This window comes from Photobacterium rosenbergii, from assembly GCF_033022775.1.
Taxonomy (GTDB): domain Bacteria; phylum Pseudomonadota; class Gammaproteobacteria; order Enterobacterales; family Vibrionaceae; genus Photobacterium; species Photobacterium rosenbergii_A.
This window is the reverse complement of sequence record NZ_JAWJZI010000010.1, coordinates 115,985-136,072: the sequence shown is the minus strand read 5'-3', so window position 1 is coordinate 136,072 and position 20,088 is coordinate 115,985. Positions and strand designations below refer to the sequence as shown.

General features: G+C 50.4%; 17 protein-coding genes and 1 pseudogene. 6 read left to right on the top strand and 12 right to left on the bottom strand.

Annotated features, from left to right (window positions below):
* Positions 1-92 precede the first annotated feature (92 nt).
* Complete coding sequence (locus R2X38_RS19675; protein ID WP_317524040.1) at positions 93-2,180, top strand: hypothetical protein; 2,088 nt, start codon at positions 93-95, stop codon at positions 2,178-2,180.
* 72 nt (positions 2,181-2,252) lie between these two features.
* Here the strand turns inward: R2X38_RS19675 and dxs are convergent, their stop codons facing one another.
* Genes dxs through xseB form a run of 3 tightly spaced genes read right to left on the bottom strand, consistent with a single transcriptional unit; the run spans position 2,253 to position 5,274 of the window.
* On the bottom strand, positions 2,253-4,112 hold the full coding sequence (gene dxs / locus R2X38_RS19670; protein WP_317524039.1) for a 1-deoxy-D-xylulose-5-phosphate synthase: 1,860 nt from the start codon (positions 4,110-4,112) through the stop codon (positions 2,253-2,255).
* A 24-nt stretch (positions 4,113-4,136) separates the two neighbouring features.
* On the bottom strand, positions 4,137-5,039 hold the full coding sequence (ispA, locus tag R2X38_RS19665) for a (2E,6E)-farnesyl diphosphate synthase (RefSeq protein ID WP_411185573.1): 903 nt from the start codon (positions 5,037-5,039) through the stop codon (positions 4,137-4,139).
* Positions 5,032-5,274, bottom strand: a complete 243-nt coding sequence (gene xseB, locus R2X38_RS19660) for an exodeoxyribonuclease VII small subunit (RefSeq protein WP_317524038.1) — start codon at positions 5,272-5,274, stop codon at positions 5,032-5,034. The genes ispA and xseB overlap by 8 nt, the downstream gene beginning before the upstream one ends.
* A 317-nt stretch (positions 5,275-5,591) precedes the next feature.
* On the opposite strand from xseB, the gene pomA reads away from it, so the two are divergent.
* From pomA to thiI, 3 genes are all read left to right on the top strand, one after another.
* On the top strand, positions 5,592-6,353 hold the full coding sequence (pomA, locus tag R2X38_RS19655) for a flagellar motor protein PomA (protein WP_317524045.1): 762 nt from the start codon (positions 5,592-5,594) through the stop codon (positions 6,351-6,353).
* A gap of 9 nt (positions 6,354-6,362) precedes the next feature.
* Positions 6,363-7,283, top strand: a complete 921-nt coding sequence (locus R2X38_RS19650) for a flagellar motor protein MotB (RefSeq protein ID WP_411185571.1) — start codon at positions 6,363-6,365, stop codon at positions 7,281-7,283.
* Positions 7,284-7,489: 206 nt separating this feature from the next.
* Entirely contained in the window at positions 7,490-8,938 is a 1,449-nt protein-coding gene (gene thiI, locus R2X38_RS19645; RefSeq protein WP_317524037.1) for a tRNA uracil 4-sulfurtransferase ThiI, read from the top strand.
* A gap of 205 nt (positions 8,939-9,143) precedes the next feature.
* Here the strand turns inward: thiI and yajL are convergent, their stop codons facing one another.
* From yajL to R2X38_RS19600, 9 genes and pseudogenes are all read right to left on the bottom strand, one after another.
* Positions 9,144-9,767, bottom strand: a complete 624-nt coding sequence (gene yajL / locus R2X38_RS19640) for a protein deglycase YajL (RefSeq protein WP_317524036.1) — start codon at positions 9,765-9,767, stop codon at positions 9,144-9,146.
* Positions 9,757-10,701, bottom strand: a complete 945-nt coding sequence (panE, locus tag R2X38_RS19635; protein ID WP_317524035.1) for a 2-dehydropantoate 2-reductase — start codon at positions 10,699-10,701, stop codon at positions 9,757-9,759. The genes yajL and panE overlap by 11 nt, the downstream gene beginning before the upstream one ends.
* A 116-nt stretch (positions 10,702-10,817) precedes the next feature.
* Positions 10,818-11,645 (bottom strand): outer membrane protein OmpK, encoded by an 828-nt coding sequence (locus tag R2X38_RS19630; protein ID WP_317524034.1) that lies wholly within the window; start codon positions 11,643-11,645, stop codon positions 10,818-10,820.
* A gap of 306 nt (positions 11,646-11,951) precedes the next feature.
* A complete protein-coding gene (locus R2X38_RS19625) occupies positions 11,952-12,827 on the bottom strand; it encodes an outer membrane protein OmpK (RefSeq protein WP_317524033.1) in 876 nt (291 codons plus the stop codon).
* 359 nt (positions 12,828-13,186) lie between these two features.
* A complete protein-coding gene (locus R2X38_RS19620; protein ID WP_317524032.1) occupies positions 13,187-14,560 on the bottom strand; it encodes an AmpG family muropeptide MFS transporter in 1,374 nt (457 codons plus the stop codon).
* A 183-nt stretch (positions 14,561-14,743) separates the two neighbouring features.
* Positions 14,744-15,106 (bottom strand): hypothetical protein, encoded by a 363-nt coding sequence (locus tag R2X38_RS19615; RefSeq protein ID WP_317524031.1) that lies wholly within the window; start codon positions 15,104-15,106, stop codon positions 14,744-14,746.
* A gap of 48 nt (positions 15,107-15,154) precedes the next feature.
* On the bottom strand, positions 15,155-15,709 hold the full coding sequence (locus R2X38_RS19610; RefSeq protein ID WP_107299240.1) for a peptidylprolyl isomerase: 555 nt from the start codon (positions 15,707-15,709) through the stop codon (positions 15,155-15,157).
* On the bottom strand, positions 15,709-16,278 hold the full coding sequence (locus R2X38_RS19605) for a YajG family lipoprotein (RefSeq protein ID WP_317524030.1): 570 nt from the start codon (positions 16,276-16,278) through the stop codon (positions 15,709-15,711). Before R2X38_RS19605 ends, R2X38_RS19610 begins: the two co-directional genes overlap by 1 nt.
* A gap of 65 nt (positions 16,279-16,343) precedes the next feature.
* Positions 16,344-17,474, bottom strand: a pseudogene (locus tag R2X38_RS19600) (methyltransferase).
* Positions 17,475-17,634: 160 nt separating this feature from the next.
* Between R2X38_RS19600 and bolA the strand changes: the two are divergent.
* Together bolA and R2X38_RS19590 are read left to right on the top strand one after the other, a co-directional pair.
* A complete protein-coding gene (gene bolA / locus R2X38_RS19595) occupies positions 17,635-17,949 on the top strand; it encodes a transcriptional regulator BolA (protein ID WP_317524029.1) in 315 nt (104 codons plus the stop codon).
* A gap of 796 nt (positions 17,950-18,745) precedes the next feature.
* Complete coding sequence (locus R2X38_RS19590; RefSeq protein ID WP_317524028.1) at positions 18,746-20,086, top strand: Na(+)-translocating NADH-quinone reductase subunit A; 1,341 nt, start codon at positions 18,746-18,748, stop codon at positions 20,084-20,086.
* Positions 20,087-20,088: the final 2 nt, after the last annotated feature.

Genomic DNA, 20,088 nt, shown 5'->3' with positions numbered 1-20,088 from the left:
CTAGAGGCTAGAGGCTAGAGGCTAGAGGCTAGAGGCTAGAGGCTAGAGGCTAGAGGCTAGAGGCTAGAGGCTAGAGGGAAAGGGAGATTCAGGTGAATGTACTAAGGACGGTGGTGTGGTTGGGAGGGCTTTTATTGTTGTCGCCGGACAGTCTGGCCCAAGTGTATCCATCGACCGGGACGGCGTGGGTATTGCCTGGCAGCTGGCAAGACACAGTAGTCGACGGTAGCCCTGTCACCGCCGGGCAATTGAAAGCGTGGGAAAGCCAGCATGCCGATGTAGTGTTTGGCAGCATGCAAGACCGGGCGATGAACCAGAAAATGAAGGCGATGGGCTACATGTATGCCCATAAGTTCGACTGCCGCCCGGGCAAGCAAGAAGCATGGCTAAGCCAGCAGGCGTTTCAGTCAGGAGCCGATATAGAAGATGCTTACCTGCACTTTGCACAAGATACTGAGCTGCTAGTAGATAAACCCAGTAGAGGGTTGGATTATTTGCTTGAAGGACAGCCTTATCATTTGCTCCTTATTCGTAATAATCAATATTCGACCGCGAGGTTACCGATAAAATTGCAAGCAGGTGACCAGCTGATTCTGATCTCCTCATATCCTTTTGACTCTCTTGAGCTTAATGCCACCGCCATTCCTGATTTTTTACGTCATGCTGCCGATGAATCAGGAAACGTTGGCCATTGGCAGCCGCTGGCAGTTAGCTGGCATGATAACAGGGGCACAGGTTCTCAGTTTGGTCAGTTTACACTCAAGCAGCATTGGCAGAGTACCTTTCCTCGTTTTGAAGACCGAGAGCTCAACAGTGGTGAGCCGGGCTTGGCAGCAGGCTTGAGGGTGTGGATGCTGGCGCTGTCGTGGCAACAAGCCAGCCGGGTCGAAAGCCTGTCCATTGTCCCGTGGCTTGAATTGATCCGAACTGAAGAACAGCAGGCGTTAGCTATTCCGGGCTGGGATCCAGTTAATGACAAGAATAGCGATGGTTATGTCGATGAACGCGAGTTTGCCACGCGTGCCAATCGCAAGGCATCGGCACGTTTTCGTCATCAGGCCAGGCTCATTCCCGCCGGTTATCTGTGGCCGGGAACCTGTTGGTATCGGGTCAATTTCCTCGATGGTGCAATCAATAAACTCCACGCCCAGTGGTACCAACATGACTGGCAGCAGCAAGGGCTGGCCGGTGCCTACAATGATGACATGGCAAAACTGCTCGGGAGCAATCAGTTCAAGGTGCTGTCAGGCGGTAAAATCCAAGAGCTGCCGTATGTTGCCGGTAGCCAGCAGGCGGAATATGAGTATGCCTTGCAGCTCGCAGGCTTTCTCCAGCAGGTTAAATCCCTAACCGGTACCCAGTGGCTGGCGGCGAATATTTCCGAGCTTAATCTGTGGCACTATGCGCCATGGCCTCCAGAATTGCGGGAGGTGATCGATGTCTGGCTTCGCGAGCATTACCTCACCCCAGCGATTGGGCTGGGACGGCTTCAGCGTTATTGGGATAACTTCGCCTTGGCAGGCCAACATGACAAAAGCCTGATCATGGCTTCAACCAAAGGGGGGAGAAGCCAGTTGTCACCATCTAGCCCTTCGGCATGGCAGACGGATATCGAAACGGGCTTGGCACTCTATTACCTGTTCAATATTCCCGGCCAGACCTATTACCACAGTTGGAACCAAAGCTATCGCTATGGCAGTGGCCATACCGACTCAAATAACTGGGCGAAGCCGGGCATTGCCAAGAATATTGCGTACCAGCCGACAGCGATGCTGGGTGTCGACCTTGGTATTCCCGAGCCAGCCCCGTCAGGGGCAGAGCTGGTGGTGTTTAATAACAAAGGAAAAGAGGCTGACTCTGCTGCTGCGGCTATCGATGGGATCCCGCTGGAGCCATCAGGTTGGTATTGGCTGCAGCGTAGTGGCTGGTTTGGAGGTTTTCCTAACCAAGGCGTTATTGCCCGTCGCTATAGCAAAGGCTTGGTTCTCTACCGTGGGATAAGGGAGCGCAACAATACCGCCTTTTTCGCGGCAGAGCCGCTGGAGGTCCGTCTTGGTGACGACTACCAACAAGTGAATTTTGATGGCAGTTTAGGACCGCCAGTAAAGAGAGTTAAACTTGCCGGTTATCAGGGCGTGATATTGAAAAACGTTGTGGCAGGGAAGCGCAACGGTAAATAAAAAACGCCCCAAGCAACAAAGGGTGCTCGGGGCATTGAGTTAGGGGCCTGCTGTAACCGGCTGGGAGACCGCTCAGCCGATATAGGCGCGGATCTGCTTTTCGATACCTGGTCCGTCGAGCTCCAGCATGGCGTGAAGCTCGGCTTGGGTGCCTTGTTCGATAAAGCGATCTGGCAGGCCGATGTTAAGCACTGGCTGGAGTATCTTCTGTTTCATCAGGAACTCATTGACACCACTACCGGCCCCACCGGCAATGGCATTTTCTTCCACCGTCACCAGTACATCATGGCTGGCAGCCAGCTCAAGGATCAGTGCTTCATCAAGCGGTTTGACAAAGCGCATGTCGGCGACGGTGGCATTGAGGTTTTCGGCAGCTTCCAATGCATAGCCCAGCATGGTGCCGAAGCTCAGGATAGCTACTTTCTCACCTTCGCGGCGCACTATGCCTTTACCGATCGGCAATGCTGTCATTTCCCGCTCTGGCGCAATACCTGTGCCGCTGCCGCGAGGGTAGCGTACCGCACTTGGGCCTTGGTGCATGTGACCGGTATAGAGCATCTGGCGACACTCGTTTTCGTCGCTTGGTGCCATGATCACCATATTCGGGATGCAGCGCATGAAACTCATGTCGAAAGCACCTTGGTGAGTCTGGCCGTCTGCGCCAACGAGACCACCGCGGTCAATGGCAAACATAACCGGTAGATCCATAATGGCGATATCGTGGATCAGCTGGTCGTAGCCACGCTGCAGGAAGGTCGAGTAAATTGCCACAACCGGGTGGTAGCCCCCAATGGCCATACCGGTTGCCAGTGTCACGGCATGCTGCTCGGCAATTGCCACATCGAAATACTGCGACGGGTACTCTTTGGAAAAGCGCACCATACCAGAACCTTCGCGCATGGCAGGGGTGATCGCCATCAGCTTTTCATCTTGCTCGGCCATGTCACACAGCCAATCGCCAAAGACATTGGAGAAGGTCGGCTGGCTTTTCGCTTTTGGAATTGGGTTCTGGGTCAGATCAAATTTAGGCACCGCGTGGTAATTGATCGGATCGGCTTCGGCTGGGGCATAGCCCTTGCCTTTCTTGGTCATTATGTGCAGGAACTGCGGCCCCTTGAGGTTACGCATGTTCTTGAGGGTTTTGACCAGCTCTTCAACATCATGGCCGTCAATCGGACCGATATAGTTGAAGCCAAGCTCTTCGAACATGGTGCCAGGGACAACCATGCCTTTAAGATGTTCTTCGGCACGCTTGACCAACTCTTTGATTGGTGGAGCGCCCGACAGGACCTTCTTGCCACCTTCGCGGATGGTGGTATACAGGTTACCTGAAAGCAAACGAGCCAGGTGGTTGTTCAGGGCACCTACATTTTCCGAAATAGACATTTCGTTGTCGTTGAGGATCACCAGCATATCCGAATGCACACCACCAGCGTGGTTCATTGCCTCGAAAGCCATACCCGCGGTGATAGCGCCGTCACCGATGACACTGACAACCTTGCGGCCCATACCTTCTTTTTCCGCGGCAATTGCCATACCCAGCCCGGCACTGATCGAGGTCGATGAATGGCCGACTGACAGCACGTCGTATTCGCTTTCTTCACGCCACGGGAAAGGGTGCACCCCGCCTTTCTGGCGGATTGTTGGCATCTGATCACGACGACCAGTAAGGATTTTGTGCGGATAGGCCTGGTGGCCAACATCCCAGATCAGGTGATCAAAAGGGGTGTTGTAAACATAATGCAGAGCAACGGTTAACTCGACAGCGCCCAGTCCAGAGGCAAAGTGGCCACTGCTCTGGCTGACAGAGTTTAATAAGTAGGTACGTAGCTCGTCGCATACTGCCGGCAGACTTTCTGCAGGCAGCAGGCGTAATTCATCTGGTGTGTTGGCCAACGCCAGATGAGGGTATTTCGAAATATCCAGTGTCATAACATTCACGGCGCTTTGCTGTTTTTAGTTATTGCGCTCGATGACGTATCGGGCAAAAACTTCTAATTGTTCTGTATTGTAAGGTATTGCACTCAATGCGTGTAGTGCCTGTTGGTACAGTTGTTGAGCTTTTGCCTTGGCGCCATCCAACCCGAGAAGAGCAGGATAGGTACTTTTTTCCAGCTCGATATCTGAACCTTGCGGCTTGCCCAAGGTTTCAGTATCACTTATTACGTCAAGAATATCGTCTTGGACTTGAAACGCCAAACCAATTGCATCGGCATAGGCATTGAGTTGGGGCAGCACGGCAAGGCCTTTTTCACCCGCGGCCATAGCTCCGAGGCGGACCGCACAGCGGATCAGCGCACCGGTTTTGTGGCGGTGGATGGTTTCCAGCTGCTCAAGGCCGACTTGTTTGCCTTCTGCATCCAAATCAAGGGCTTGTCCCATGCACATGCCGCTGGCACCGGAGGCTTTGGCCAGCTCGCTGATCATTGCTACCCGGTTGATTTCACCGTCAGCACTCAACGGGCCAGAGGCCAGAATATCAAACGCCAGCGTCTGCAATGCATCGCCCGCTAGGATAGCTGTCGCTTCATCAAACGCAATATGGCAAGTTGGCTGGCCGCGGCGCAGGTCGTCATCATCCATGGCTGGCAGATCATCGTGGATCAGCGAGTAGGCATGAATACACTCAACCGCCGCTGCAGGCGTATCAAGACTGGCTACATCGGCTCCGAGCATTTCACCGGTCACGTAGGTTAAGAACGGACGGGCACGCTTACCACCGAGCAGGGTGCCGTGCTTCATCGCTTTTATCAGCGGCAAATCGGCAAATGGCTGGGCGTCAATCCACTGGCCCAGCTGCTGGTTGCTGCGTGTTTGATAAAACTGAAGGGATTGCGACAGAGATGGCGTGTTATTCATTATTTGCATCGAATTTGGTCAGAGGTGCTTCGTCATTTGCCTGCAGCAGGATTTCAACGCGTTGTTCGGCTTGAGTGAGCTTCTGCTGGCTGGTGCGGGCAAGCGCAATGCCGCGTTCAAATTTTTTCAGCGCGTCTTCTAGCGCAATGTCACCGGATTCCAATTCATTGACGATTGAGTCTAGTTCATCCAGTGCGGCTTCAAAGGCCATGTTTTCTGGTTTCTTGGCTGCCATAATGATGTCGTTTCTTATATAAGTGCTCGAAAAATAGCGTAGAGCGTAATCTGGGTCAAATTATCTCACAGTAATCTGTGTCACAGACAGGAATTTTCATTTTTTATCAGCACAAGACTAAACCTGAGCAGCAAAGTGCCGATAACTAGTTGCAGTTAAGCAAGCTGATGGTGATTGCTTCATACGGAAGTCACCTAGAGCACGAATAATGAACGAATGCAGCCCTTTTGGCATTGTGGCTTTGAAAGGTCGCTAGGGGCTAGATACAATGTTCGCTCGATATTGATTTACGAGTGCAACGAACTGGAGACTACCAAGTGGATTTGGCGACCCTTATAGGATTAATTGGGGCATTTGCTTTTGTCATCATGGCCATGGTGCTAGGTGGCAGCTTTGGCATGTTCGTTGACACCCAGTCTATTCTGATTGTTTTTTGTGGCTCCCTGTTTGTCGCGCTGATGCAGTACAGCGTTGGGCAGTTTCTGGGTGCGACCAAGATTGCCGTCAAGGCTTTCATGTTCAAAAACGACAACCCGGAAGACTTGATTGCCAAGATCGTCGAGATGGCCGATGCGGCCCGTAAAGGCGGTTTCCTTGCCCTTGAAGAGATGGAAGTGGACAACACTTTCCTGCGCAAGGGCGTGGATTTGCTGGTGGATGGTCACGATGCCGACGTGGTGCGTGCCACCCTGCAAAAAGACATTGCGTTGACCAATGAACGCCACGAGCAGGGGATCAGTATCTTCAAAGCGCTGGGCGATGTTGCCCCTGCCATGGGAATGATCGGTACTCTTATCGGCCTGGTTGCCATGCTCTCGAATATGGACGATCCGAAATCTATCGGCCCTGCAATGGCCGTTGCGCTTTTGACCACACTCTACGGTGCGATCTTGGCCAACATGGTGATGTTGCCGATTGCGGCCAAGCTGGGGCTGCGTAAGGATGAGGAAAAGCTTAATCGCCGTCTGATCCTCGATGGCGTACTGGCAATCCAGGATGGCCAGAACCCAAGGGTGATCGACAGCTACCTGAAGAACTACCTCAACGAGAAAAAACGTTCAATCAACGTTGACGACTAGGGAGGGCTGATGGAAGAAGAACATAAGTGCCCCCCTCCGGGCCTGCCGCAATGGATGGGTACCTTCGCCGACTTGATGTCGCTGCTGATGTGTTTCTTTGTTCTGCTGCTGTCATTTTCCGAGATGGATGTGCTCAAGTTCAAGCAGATTGCCGGTTCGATGAAGTTTGCCTTCGGTGTGCAGAATATGCTGGAAGTCAAAGATATCCCTAAAGGTACCAGTGTCATCGCCCAGGAGTTCCGCCCTGGGCGTCCTGAGCCGACACCGATTGAGGTGATCATGCAGCAGACCATCGACATGACCCAGCGTACTTTGGATTTCCATGAAGGGGATTCCGACCGTGCCGGTGGTACCAAGCGCGATGCCGGTAAGCTGACCGGTGGGCAAAGTGCCGAAATCGCCACCCAGCAGAACCAAAACAATGAATCGGAAATGTCGGAAGCCCAGGAGCAACTGTTGGAAGTGCTCAAGCAGGCTCTTAACCGGGAGATGGAAGAAGGGGCTATCGAGGTCGAGAATCTTGGCCAGCAGGTGGTTATCCGTATTAAGGAGAAAGGGGCCTTTCCTGAAGGGTCGGCTTTCTTGCAGCCCAAGTTCCGGCCACTGGTCCGCCAGGTTGCTGACTTGGTGAAAGATGTCCCTGGGGTTATCAGGGTCAGTGGCCATACCGACAACCAGAAGCTGGACTCTGAGCTCTACCGTTCCAACTGGGATCTCTCTGCCCAACGGGCGGTATCTGTAGCTCAGGAAATGGAGCAGGTCGACGGGTTTGACTCCCAGCGATTGCGAGTTGTTGGTCTGGCCGGTACCCAGCCATTGAACGAAAACCGTACCCCGGAAGAGCGCAAGGCCAACCGGCGGGTAGAGATTTCTATCATGCAAGGCGAACCGCACTACAGCGAAGAAATTTCCAGCCGAAGTGCTCAGTAAGCCAGATTAAGGATGTTTTACAGGCCGTTTCCCAAACAGGAAGCGGCCTTTGTTTTATCTGGTTATGAGCAACTGGCTAACAGCAAATGAAAATATGCCTACACTATATTTAAATATATCCTTGTTTCAGCAACAGCCTGCTTGCTGTATAATCCGCGCCTTTGATCCTTTTTGGTATTGTTTGGCCCAGTGTAGCGAAGCGTGTTATGAAATTTATCGTTAAACCCCATCCTGAGATTTTCGTAAAGAGTGAATCCGTACGTAAGCGTTTTACCAGAATCTTAGAATGTAACATTCGCATTATCCTTCAGCGTCTGTCTGATTCTATTGCGGTATACAACCGCCGCAGTCACATTGAAGTGGTGCCAAAAGACGAGAGCCTGCGCGATGAAGTGCTGGCAGTCTTGACCCAGACTCCGGGTATTCACCACACATTGGAAGTGAAGCAGACGGATTTTACCGATCTGCACGATATCTATGAGCAGACACTGGCCCATGTTGGTAACAGCCTAGATGGCAAGACGTTCTGTGTGCGTGCCAAACGTACCGGTAAGCATGACTTTACCTCGATTGAGCTTGAGCGCTATGTCGGTGGTGGCTTGAACCAAGCAATTGAGTCTGCGTCGGTGAAGCTTAAAAACCCTGATGTGACGGTGCGTGTCGAAGTTCAGAACGACAAGCTAAACCAGATCCTAGCCCGCCATAAAGGTTTGGGCGGTTTCCCTCTGGGTACCCAGGAAGACGTATTAAGCCTGATCTCCGGTGGTTTTGACTCGGGTGTTTCTAGCTACCTGCATATCAAGCGCGGTAGTAAGGTGCATTACTGCTTCTTCAACCTAGGTGGACCTGCGCACGAAATTGGCGTGAAGCAGGTTTCCCACTTCTTGTGGAAGAAATACGGCTCATCCGCTAAGGTGAAGTTTATTGCCATCGACTTCGAACCGGTTGTCGGCGAGATCCTTGAAAACATTGATGACGGCCAGATGGGCGTGGTGCTTAAGCGTATGTTCATGCGTGCCGCTGGCATGGTTGCCGAGCGCTTTGGTATCGAAGCGCTGGTAACGGGTGAAGCATTGGGTCAGGTATCGAGCCAGACGCTGACTAACCTTCGTCATATCGACAACGTGACTGACACGCTTATTTTGCGTCCGCTGATCAACTGGGACAAAGAAGACATCATTGATGTTGCGCGTGAGATCGGTACCGAAGATTTCGCCAAAACTATGCCTGAGTTCTGTGGTGTGATTTCCAAGAGCCCGACGGTGAAGGCGGTGAAAGAGAAGCTGGAAGCCGAGGAAGCGAAGTTCGATTTCACTGTACTTGAGCGAGTGGTAACCGAGGCGCGTGTGATTGATATCCGTGATATCGAAAAAGAAAGCCAGGAGCAAGCACCGGAAATCGAACTGGTTGATCAGATCGAAACTGATGCTGTTGTGCTGGATATCCGTAGCCCGGATGAGGAAGACGAGAATCCGCTTGAAATCGACAATGTCGATGTGAAGCACCTTCCGTTCTACAAACTGGCTACCCAGTTCGGTGACCTGCCGCAGGACAAGACTTACCTGCTGTACTGTGACCGAGGCGTAATGAGCCGTCTTCAGGCGCTATACCTGAAAGAGAACGGCTTCGACAACGTCAAGGTGTATCGTCCTTAGAGGCAGGTGCTGGGAAAAGGCGGCTATAGGCTCTAGGAAAAGCTGAAAGCGAGAGCAAAAGCTTTAAGTTAAGTTGGTACTATGAGCGTTCTAACATAGCCCATAGCCCATAGCCCATAGCCCATAGCCCATAGCCTCTGGCCCCAAAAACCAAAACGAGAACCAAATGGTTCTCGTTTTTTTATGCCTATCGTTGGGGAATGCCCTATTTCCTCGGCAGAACGGTGTAGTGCATGTTCGGCCATACCACCATTGGTTCTGCGACCTCGGCGGCTTTTTCTTTGCCTGCGAGGTGGTTGATGATCTCGAAAGCAAACTCCATCGCGGTGCCCGGACCTTGGCTGGTCAGCAGACGGTTGTTGACATCGTAAACCACGCGTTTGGTGCGTAGGCGCTCGGCTGGGATCTGGTCATGGAAGCTCGGGTGCGAGGTCATCAGCGCTTCAGGATAAAGCTGGTGGTGCTCAAGTACCAAGGCTGGGGCAGCACAGATAGCCGCAATCAGCTTACCGTCGTATTTGTGCTGTTTGACGAACTCAACCAGCAACGGGCTGTCGCGGAAACACTCCGCACCGCCAACCCCGCCCGGTAGCACCACACCGTCGAAAGGTTCATCGGCAATATTGACCAGAGCCGTATCGGCCACCAGCTTGATGCCGCGCGAGCCTTCCATAATCAAGGCACCGTCTGAGGCAACACTGGCTGTTGTAACAGAAAAGCCAGCGCGGACCAGCATATCAATAGTGGTGATCGCTTCCATCTCTTCGGTGCCCGGTGCGATACACACGGCAACCTTGATCGGCTTCTGGTTGGTGCTGTCATTGGTCATGGTAATGTTTCTCCAAATCTTTTATTGCCTGCCACAGGCGTTGGTTGTAAGGCACGCAGATATTATGCGCTGCCGCCCGGGCAATGAGATATCCGCTAATATAGTCGATTTCGGTCTGCCTTTGATGGCAAACATCTTGGTTCATTGATGAAAAGTTATCGGCCGTTGCATTTATCACCGTATCGACCTGTTGTCTTAGTTCAATAGCCGTAACCGGATACCCTTCCGCAGTCATCACCTCGGCAACTTCCTTGCAAACCCCAGCTATTTCGCCATCAAACTCTTTTCTCGCCAGTTCACCGTTGTTGCAGTTGTGAAGGGCGGTCAACGGGTTTATCGCACAGTTAATCGCCAGCTTGCGCCATAGCGGTTGGTTAATATCGTCCTGCCACTGGCAAGGGGGGAGGGCATTATCGAATAGCTGCCCTAGTGATTGATAATCGACAGTGCGAGATGTGATTGCCCGTGTTGTGATAGCTCGGGTTGTGACTAGTCCGAGCAATGTAGGGCCAATGCCAGTATGAACGATGTCTTGTTCATTAGGCCTGAACGCAGCCTGTGCGGTCGTTGCGTAAATGATAGGGTTGTCCGGCAACAGATCCAACACGGTTTGTTGGCTACCCATACCGTTGTGCATGATAACGATAGTGGTATCTGGATTCAGGTGGGCTTTAATCGCTTGAATAGCGGCTTCGACCTGAAAGGCTTTGACGGTCACTAACAACAGTTCACTACTGGTCAGTAAATCGGGTTGGTTCGCGTCAAACTGAAAGGTGGCTTCTGGTGTAATTGCACTTGTCGCTTCAGCACCGGATAGGTGAATCGTCAGTTGTTGGCTATCGTCACGGGTCCAGAAGTGGACTCTGTGCTTGCCAGCAAGTTTGCAACCCCAAAGCCTGCCAACGGCACCAGCCCCTATAATGGAAATGTTCACAACGTGCTTCCGTGTATATGCTTCTGTAGTGCGATGATAACATTTATGGCTGAAGGTCTGGGAGTGTTCCGCTCTTCCTTGAGCGGAGGTAGGTTCAGGTTCTATCTATCAATTAGTTAGAATTTGTAGGTAACGGAGAAATAGTGGCTGATACCAGTAGATTCAAAGTCGTTAGTGTCTTCTATTAGGTATACGTCATAAAATAGTTTGAAGCCGTAACCGACAGCGTAACGGTCTGAGTGCCAGTAAAACCCGTTGAACATCACCCCACCATCATTAGCTTGTGAGTTGCCTTTGAAGGTGTCATCGGCGGCGAATTGGTAGTCAATATACCCCTGGTAGGCAATAAAGCTGTCATTGGAAAAGGTGTAAAAAGGTTTGAACCAGTTGGTCGATATCTGAAGGCCATTCCAGTCTTTGTTGTTGATATCATAAAGACCGTAAAGATTGAGACCGACCTTGCCAAACCAAGGTACTTGAACATCTGACCCTATCCCCCAGAAGGAGTTGTTGACTGGCGGAAAGTCACTTTCTTTGCTGTAACCGCCGTCCCAGTTAAATAACGTTGCAATGTAGAACTCTTGGAAGGGGCCAATAGAAAGATCTTTTTTGGTCATTGCATCGAGGGATAAACGGGGGGCAAACTTCATGAATATTTTGACCCCATCTTGTTTGTCACTGGCATCGTGGTCGGTTAAATCGAAGACATCGACGTAACCATAGAGGTCAAAAATCCCGGACCGTCCGCCAAACTCCATTTCCAAATAATCATGGCCGGAGCGTGCATCAGGTGATCTGGGCAGCTCTTCGAGGGCGTACATGAGATTGAATTGCAGCCATTTGTAATCGTTTTTATGGATATCGTCTGAATAATCGATAGCAAAGCTGGTTGTCGGCAGTATTAATGCTGCTGTGATACTCAAAGCGGTTAGGGTCTTATACATGATATTGTCTCGCTAGCCATTTGCCATTGCCTGTTGAGCGCTGGGTTGCCATGTTGTCTGGCGTAGTCCAGTGCTAATTAAAGGCTAGCGGAACGGTTTTTGGTTGGGAGGTTGTCTTGCAACTGCGGCAAGGATCTTGCGTATGAAAATCTAGAAGCTAGAAAAATGTCCAATAAATGAACAACAAAGACGGTGTGTCTCGAAAGTAATTTCTATCTTAGATTTGAGAGGTGGGGATGAGTGGAAGAAAATTGGCACAAAAAAAGCACCCGAAGGTGCTTTTTATCTAACCACGTTAGCGGTAGCTTAGAACTTGTAAGTTACGCTTACGTAGTGGCCAGCACCAGATGTTTTACCTGCGAAGCCGCCATCTTTAAGGCCGTATACGTCTTTGTACAATTTAAGACCGTAACCTACTGCGTAACGGTCAGAGTGCCAGTAAATACCGTTAAACATTGCACCGCCGTTAGACGTTGTTAGACCTGGAACATCATTGTTCATACCGAACTGGTAGTCGATGTAACCCTGGTAAGAGATGAATGAGCCGTTGTCGAAGAAGTGGAAAGGCTTGAACCAGTTAGTAGAGATTTGGTAACCGTTCCAGTCTTTTTCATTTAGGTCGTATAGAGAGTAAAGGTTTAGGCCCACTTTACCCAACCATGGCACCATCACATCAGAACCAATACCCACAAATGCTTGGTTCACACCTTGGCTAGCACCGTATTGTACTTTGCCATCTTCACCCAGGATTGGCTTACCGCTTTCAGGATCTGTAATCACACCTGTATTACCCGCGTTACCACCCCACTGGAATAGCGTTGCTAAGTATAGCTCCTGCACTGGACCGAAAGACAGGTCTTTGCCCGTTACTGCGTCAAGAGACATACGCGGTGCAAACTTCATGAAGATCTTTTCTGCACCGTCTTTGTCACTGCTGCTGCTGTTGCTTAGGTTAAACACATCAACGTAGCCGTATAGGTCGAAAATACCAGAACGACCGCCGAATTCCATTTCTAGGTAGTCGTGGCTTGATTCGCCTGGTAGCTCGTCAAAAGCATACATCAGGTTGAATTGAGACCAGCTGTAGTCGTTTTTATGGATGTCGTCAGAGTAATCTGCCGCATTAACTGCTGGAACAGCAGAAGCAGCTAGAACGCTTAGTGCTACTAGTGATTTACGCATGGGGTGAACTCTCGCTAATTGTGTTTTAAGACCGGACTTTTGTCTGCCCGTGTTCTGTTGGCGGAGATTTTATTGCTTTATGTCACCTTTGTGAATGTAACGATTGCGCAATCCTTTGCCAAATGTGATCTCGATCGGTTGTAATCCATTACATTTATGGCGAAAAGTGATCTTTAGCGTGTTTTTCATGCGATTTATGGTAATTTTTCTGAACTAAGTGTGAAGAGCACACTCTAAGCGCCGATTTGCTATCTATTTACAGCATGGAAATAGGGATAAATAAAAAAGGAAGTATTCATGCTCAACAGAATACTTCCTTTTTAACAGGATTTGACTTGGGAGCGAGCGAATTATTGTTGCTAATTGCTCTCTGCGGTCAGTGCCTCAGAGTGTCTGTTGACGATATAAATCAGCCCAAGTACCGGCAGGCCGATCAGGGCTGTGGTGAAAAAGAAGATATTATATCCAAACATGTCGACATAAAGGCCCGAGAATCCGGCAATGAATTTCGGGAACAGCAACATGATGGAGCTGAATAACGCGTACTGTGTCGCAGAAAATGCGACATTGGTCAGGCTCGACATAAAGGTAATGAAAGCGGCTGTTGCGATACCGGCACTGAGGTTATCCAAAGAGATCACCAGGGTTAGCATTGGAAGGCTATTACCGATGTAGCTAAAGACCATGAAGGCCATATTGGTGATGGCGGCGAGTACGGCTCCCAGGGCAAGAATGCGCATGGTGGAATACTTGCTGACAAGAATGCCACCAAGGCCTGCGCCTAGCAGCGTCATGATCACACCATAGATTTTCGATACCGAGGCCACTTCGGTTTTGGTAAAGCCCATATCGACATAAAAGGCGTTGGCCATCACGCCCATGACTACATCGGAGATCCGGTAGCAGCCGATCAAGGCCAGAATCAGCAAGGCTTGTTTGCCATAACGGTCAAAGAAATCTTTGAATGGCATGACCGCTGCGGTATAGAACCAAGCCATAAGCCTTGCCATGCGTGGGGATGTGCCTTTGTCGATGAGCTGCTGGCGGTACTTTTGCTCGACATTGTCGATTTCTGAGCTGTCGATGGTGGGTTCGTGGATGCACAGCGCGGTGATGAGGCCAACCCCCATCAGGCTTGCCATGATGAAGTAGGCATATTTCCAGCCTTCGGGATCATAGCCGGTGTTGGAGCCAAACCAGGCGGCAAAGGCCAGTGCGCCAGCGCCTGCCATGATCATCGCTAGGCGGTAGCCTGTCATATAGGCGGCAGCCAGAGCTGCCTGCAACCGCTCGGAGGCCAACTCAATCCGGTAGGCGTCGATCACGATATCTTGCGAGGCCGAGGAAAAAGCCACGATGACGGCAAAAATGGCCAACTGAACTAAATCGCCCTGTGGGTTACTGACCGCCATGCCGACCAACGAGACAATGATCAGCAATTGCGAGAACACCATCCACCCGCGACGGCGGCCCAGCAGTGAAGACAATACCGGAATAGGGAAACGGTCGATCAGCGGTGACCAGACCCATTTGAAACCGTAGGCGAGGGCGACCCAACTGAAGAAGCCAATATCGGTGCGGCTGACATCGGCTTCGCGGAGCCAGAAAGATAAGGTACCAAATACCAACAGCAAGGGCAGGCCAGACGAGAAGCCCAGTGCCAGCATGATTAGGACTTTTTTCTCTAGATAGACGCGCCAGCCAAGTTTTTCATTTTCAATCGATTGCTCCATGGATCCCTCAGGTCTTTCTGATTAGCAGCCAGTAGTATAACCCCAAGCAGGTAGGGTATACCCGCAAGCTACCGAGTAATTAAGTAAAAATACAGTAAAAGGTGGTGGCAAAGTATGAAACTTGTGTACTGCAGAAACAAAGCCGGTGGGAGGTAAAGCGCTCAACTGTTGGTAAGCCTTAGGCTATGGCCGGATCCCCTGCATTTTTTCCTGTCGCTCGCCAATACCAAGTAAGAACTGCGCAGCCGACGAGACTTTATATTGCATGAAGTTATTGCCCAATAATTCGTGCTCTTCTAAGGATTCCAGCAGGTGAATTAGATACCAGTAAGTGGATTCGTAGTGGTCGTCAGGAGAACCAGAGGGGACAGATAGCTTCCACCATTCATGGAGATGCTCGGTGACAGTGACTTTCATCGAGTCGTAATTGACATTACCGTTGATGGTGCCCAGAGCACTGAGGGCGATGGCCGGAGCATGGTCGGCAATGTGTTGGCTGATCAGCTCAGCCGGAGCATCGGGTTGGGTTGAGACAAGTTTGAGCATGGTCGTCACCTGATCACAAGCTAATGATCAGGTGACATTAGCCTGTGTCTAATTTTTAATAATTTTGACACTTTCAATAACTATAGGTTGCTCCGGAACATCTTTCATACCCATAGAGCGGATAGTTGTAGTAGGAATTTCCGCCATTTTTTCAATAACTGGGAAGCCGCTCACAACTTTACCAAATACCGCATAGCCTGGACGGCTGCCCTGGGCATCAAGGAAGGTGTTGTTTTGGTAGTTGATGTAAAACTGGCGGGTTGCCGAGTCTGGTGCTTGGGTACGCGCCATCGCGACGGTAGCTTTGGCATTGCTCAAGCCATTGGTGGATTCGTTCTTGATAGGGTCGTAGCTAGAACGGCGTTTGAGATCTTTATCAAAACCACCGCCCTGGGCCATAAAGCCAGGGATCACTCGGTGGAAAATGGTGCCTTCATAACTGCCATCTTCGACATAGCGCAGGAAGTTCTCGCTCGAGACAGGGGCTTTGTCCTGCTCAAGTTCAATGACAAATTCACCCAGGTTGGTGGTAACCGATACCTGGGTTGCTGCACTTACAGGAAGCGCAAGACAAAATAGTAGGGTCGATAGCAAACGACGCATTATAGGTTCTCCTGCATATAGGCGTTCAACTCAGGATCAGCATAGATGTCTTTAAGCACGGCAGTGATCAAATTGTTCATGGCCTGCTCCATATCTTCAACCGAAGCACTCATTGCCCCATTGCGCGAAGACTTACCGGAATAGCGCTTGACGAACTTACCCTTTGGCGTTTCAACAACAAGCTGTAACTGCAGTTTGCTGCTCAGATCATGGCTTACCACACTGTGCTTGACGTTGACCATTGCCTCAAGGATATCAAGGCGCATGGTGCCTTCGCTGTCTTCGGTAATGGTATAGCCCTGCGCGGTCAACTGACGTAAGAGAGCATCTTCCAATGTGGCTCGTAGGTTTTCGTTGCTGTGCAGTGGCTGGACATTCTCACGACCGCTATCGACAACCGCAATAAATTGGGCAGTACGGAGATCACGGCTGTCCAGGTTCATACTTTTGCCATGTACCATAGGCTGCGAGGCGATCACCGGCTCTGGGTGGATGGAGAGCTGAGGCTCTGACGGTGATGAGCATGCCGTCAAGGCCAGTACGGAGGCTGCAACAAGAAGCTTCTTCATAGTTATTCTATCCTTGGGTAAAGCGGGGGCTGCGCAAGCTCCCCGTAAATTGGTTATATTGTAATTTACTTATCTGATTGATAAACGACAAATTTATTATTTTGGGCAATTACCGTGACATTGCCAAACAGACGCTTGAGTTTTCCGCCATATCCGAGGTGGCGGTTGCCAATCACAACCAGTTTGCCGCTTGGGCGCAGGACATGGTTGGCGTCGCAGAACATTTGCCATGCGATATGGTCGGTAATGGCGGCCTGCTGGTGGAACGGCGGGTTGCACAGTACCAGATCGGCACTCTGGGCTGGGAAGCCATCAAGACAGTTGTTTACCTTGGCGGTAAGCTGAGACGGATTGTCGAGGTTTTGCTCGGCGTTCATTGTGGCCGATGCTGTTGCCATATAGCTTTCATCAACACACACTACATTGGCTTGCGGGTTGAGGCGGGCTGCTTTAATACCGATCACCCCGTTGCCGCAGCCGAGATCGATAATGTCCTAATATTGGTTGCCACTTGGGATATGCTCCAGTAGCAAGCGGGCACCTATATCCAAGCTGTCACTGGAAAATACATTGGCATGATTGTTCAAGGTGATGTTGTGCTCAGGCACATCCCATTGCTGCGGGGCTGGCAGTGGCTGTGCAAGTTCAGGATTGGCTTGGCAGAAAACCAGTCTTGCCTTTTTCATTGCCAGAGAGGTTTTGGTTTCGCCGAGATGCTTTTCGAACAGCTTCAAGGTTGAAGTGTGGATATCGCGCGCTTTGGCCGCAGCAATCACTGTGCAATCGGCAGGAAGCAGCTGGCAAAGTTGCTGTAGTTGCCACACCAGCAAGCGGTTGTTTTTTGGCAGCTTCATGATAACCAGCTGTGGATTTTCCGGCAGATCAGCCAGACAGTCGACAATATTTACCTCTGGCAGCTGGTTATCAGCCAAGTTGGCAAGGCAAGCTTGCTTGGCAATAAATGAATCAGTAACCGCGGTGACCTTGCCGTCATTGGCAAACCAGCAGCTCAGTGCCCCGAAACTGTCGTTAAGGATGAGGATAGGGCGTGCGGGGTCGAGGGTAATCTCTGCCTCTCTGACGTGGTTGATCAGGTACTCGTCTGCCGCGTCCCATGCCTGCAGGGTTTCATTTTTCCTTACTGGGTAGCGCTGCAGGATCAGCGTTCGCTCGTGAAGGGTTAGCTCTGGTTTCATTAACGGTTACTTTACGGTATGTTTACTCATTGGTTGGTATTTTCGCAAAACCAGCCCCTACTTAAAACCAATTTTATGTCAGTCTTTATTGGGTATTTATCGCTGCTGCCTATAAATTTGCTCGCGGCAGGGGTGATTTTACCGTCGGAGAAGGTAAACCATGATCCAGGAACGTATAGAAGAGAAATTACAGCAAGCGTTCGCCCCCCTTCATCTAGAAGTGATCAATGAAAGCTACATGCATAATGTGCCTGAAGGCTCGGAAAGTCATTTCAAAGTTATTGTTGTCAGTGAGCAGTTCGAAGGAATGCGCCTGATTGGCCGTCACCGTGCCGTTAACTGTGCCTTGGCTGACGAACTGGCCAATCATATCCACGCATTGGCCATTCATACCTATACCGACGCTGAGTGGCAGAATCAGCAGGAGGGAGCGCCTGCCTCACCCGCTTGTCGTGGTGGCAGCAAACTGGGCTGACCGTTAGCTGAACCCGATTAACAAACCGCAATCTTTGCGGTTTTTTTATCCGGATTTTTGAGACTTACGGCATTATTTCTTATCTCGATTTCGTACTATTGCAGAGATACGACCTATGATTGGGAGGGTATCTTGCGGCTTATCGATTAAGTGCCTCAGGTTAGGCCTGTTATTTGGTCTCCGGTGTCTATACTTTGGGCTGGTGGTGCGGGGCAAAATGCTACCACCACACAGGGCGCAAGTACCTAAAGGGGTATTGCTGCGGTGAACCGCAAGCGGTAAGGTCCCCAGCCAATGGTAGAAATTTACGATTTTTGACTGATTCTGTGGTGGAAAAGGCAATTTCACCAAGGGGTTGTTGGCGCCAAGTTGTTAATAGTGATTAACATGGCGACATAATTGAAACATATAATAATGGGGCTTTTTGCCCCATTGTTGTGACTGTATGGTAATTGTTGGTTTTTTATTAACTTACTGGTGGTGATGCAAAGAAAATGATAATTCCAGATGATTATCACTTTTGTGTGTCAGTTCAAAAATATTACCCAACAAAGATATTGCGTTTAAAGAGTTAGCCGATTTTCAGTCCGATTAGCGCGGTTTGCCATGGTAAAATCCAACCAAATAGTGCTAAAATTCCGGCCTCAAAATTACTCGTCGCCAAAAGTGTGACAGGTAAGTGAATAGGATGTTGCGTTGCTGGTAGCGGATCAAGCCGGCTTCGGACGAAGGAAAGTCGTGTCTAATATTGCGCAATAGAAAATAATTTTTTCCCGTTAATGTAGTGCAAGTGCGTATGATTACAATAAAGAAGGGTCTGGATATCCCAATTTCAGGGACTCCTGCCCAGGCGATAAATGATGGCAAGGCCATCACACGTGTCGCCTTGCTTGGCGAAGAATATGTTGGTATGCGTCCTACAATGCATATCCGCGTAGGGGATGTAGTGAAAAAAGGTCAGGTTCTTTTTGAAGACAAGAAGAACCCTGGCGTTAAGTTCACTGCTCCAGCCAGCGGCAAGGTTGCAGAAATCAATCGTGGTGCAAAGCGTGTTCTACAATCCGTTGTGATTGATGTAGAAGGCGACGAGCAGGTTACATTCAACAGCTATGATGCTGGTCAGATTGCTCAGCTTGAGCGTTCTGCATTGGTAGACCAGCTGGTTGAGTCTGGTATGTGGACAGCGCTTCGTACGCGTCCTTTCAGCAAGGTCCCTGCGATCGATGCTGAAACTCAGGCTATCTTTGTAACGGCTATCGACACTAACCCTCTAGCAGCTAACCCAGAAGTTGTTATCAACGAGCAGAGCGATGCATTTACTGCAGGTCTGACAGTATTGTCACGCCTAACAAGCGGTAAAGTATTGGTTTGTAAGTCTGGTGCAAGTCTACCTCGCTGCAGTGAAACCAATGTGGAAGAGCACGTATTCAACGGTCCGCACCCAGCGGGTCTGGTTGGTACTCACATCCATACGTTGTTCGGTGCGAGCATCGAAAACGTGGCTTGGCACATCAACTACCAGGACGTTATCGCATTCGGTAAACTGTTCCTGACTGGTGAGCTCTACACTGATCGTGTGGTTTCTCTGGCAGGTCCAGTTGTTAACAACCCTCGTCTAGTTCGTACCCAGATTGGTGCGTCTATCGAGCAGATCACGGATTCTGAAATGATGCCAGGCGAACTGCGTATCCTTTCTGGTTCGGTGCTGAACGGTGTTAACGCTGCGGGTCCTCACGCCTACCTAGGTCGCTACCATCTGCAGATTTCTGCCCTTCGCGAAGGCCGTGAAAAAGAATTCATGGGCTGGATCGCGCCAGGTAAAAACAAATTCTCTGTTACTCGCTCTTTCCTAAGCCAGTTCTTCCCAGGTCAGCTATTCAACATGACCACGACGACGAACGGTTCTGAGCGTGCGATGGTGCCAATCGGTAACTACGAAAAAGTAATGCCGCTTGATATCGAGCCGACTCTGCTTCTTCGTGACCTGTGTGCAGGTGACGTTGACAGTGCTCAGCAGCTAGGTGCACTAGAGCTGGACGAAGAAGATCTAGCACTATGTACGTTCGTATGCCCAGGTAAGTATGAATTTGGTCCTATGCTACGTCAGTGCCTGGACACAATTGAGAAGGAAGGGTAATT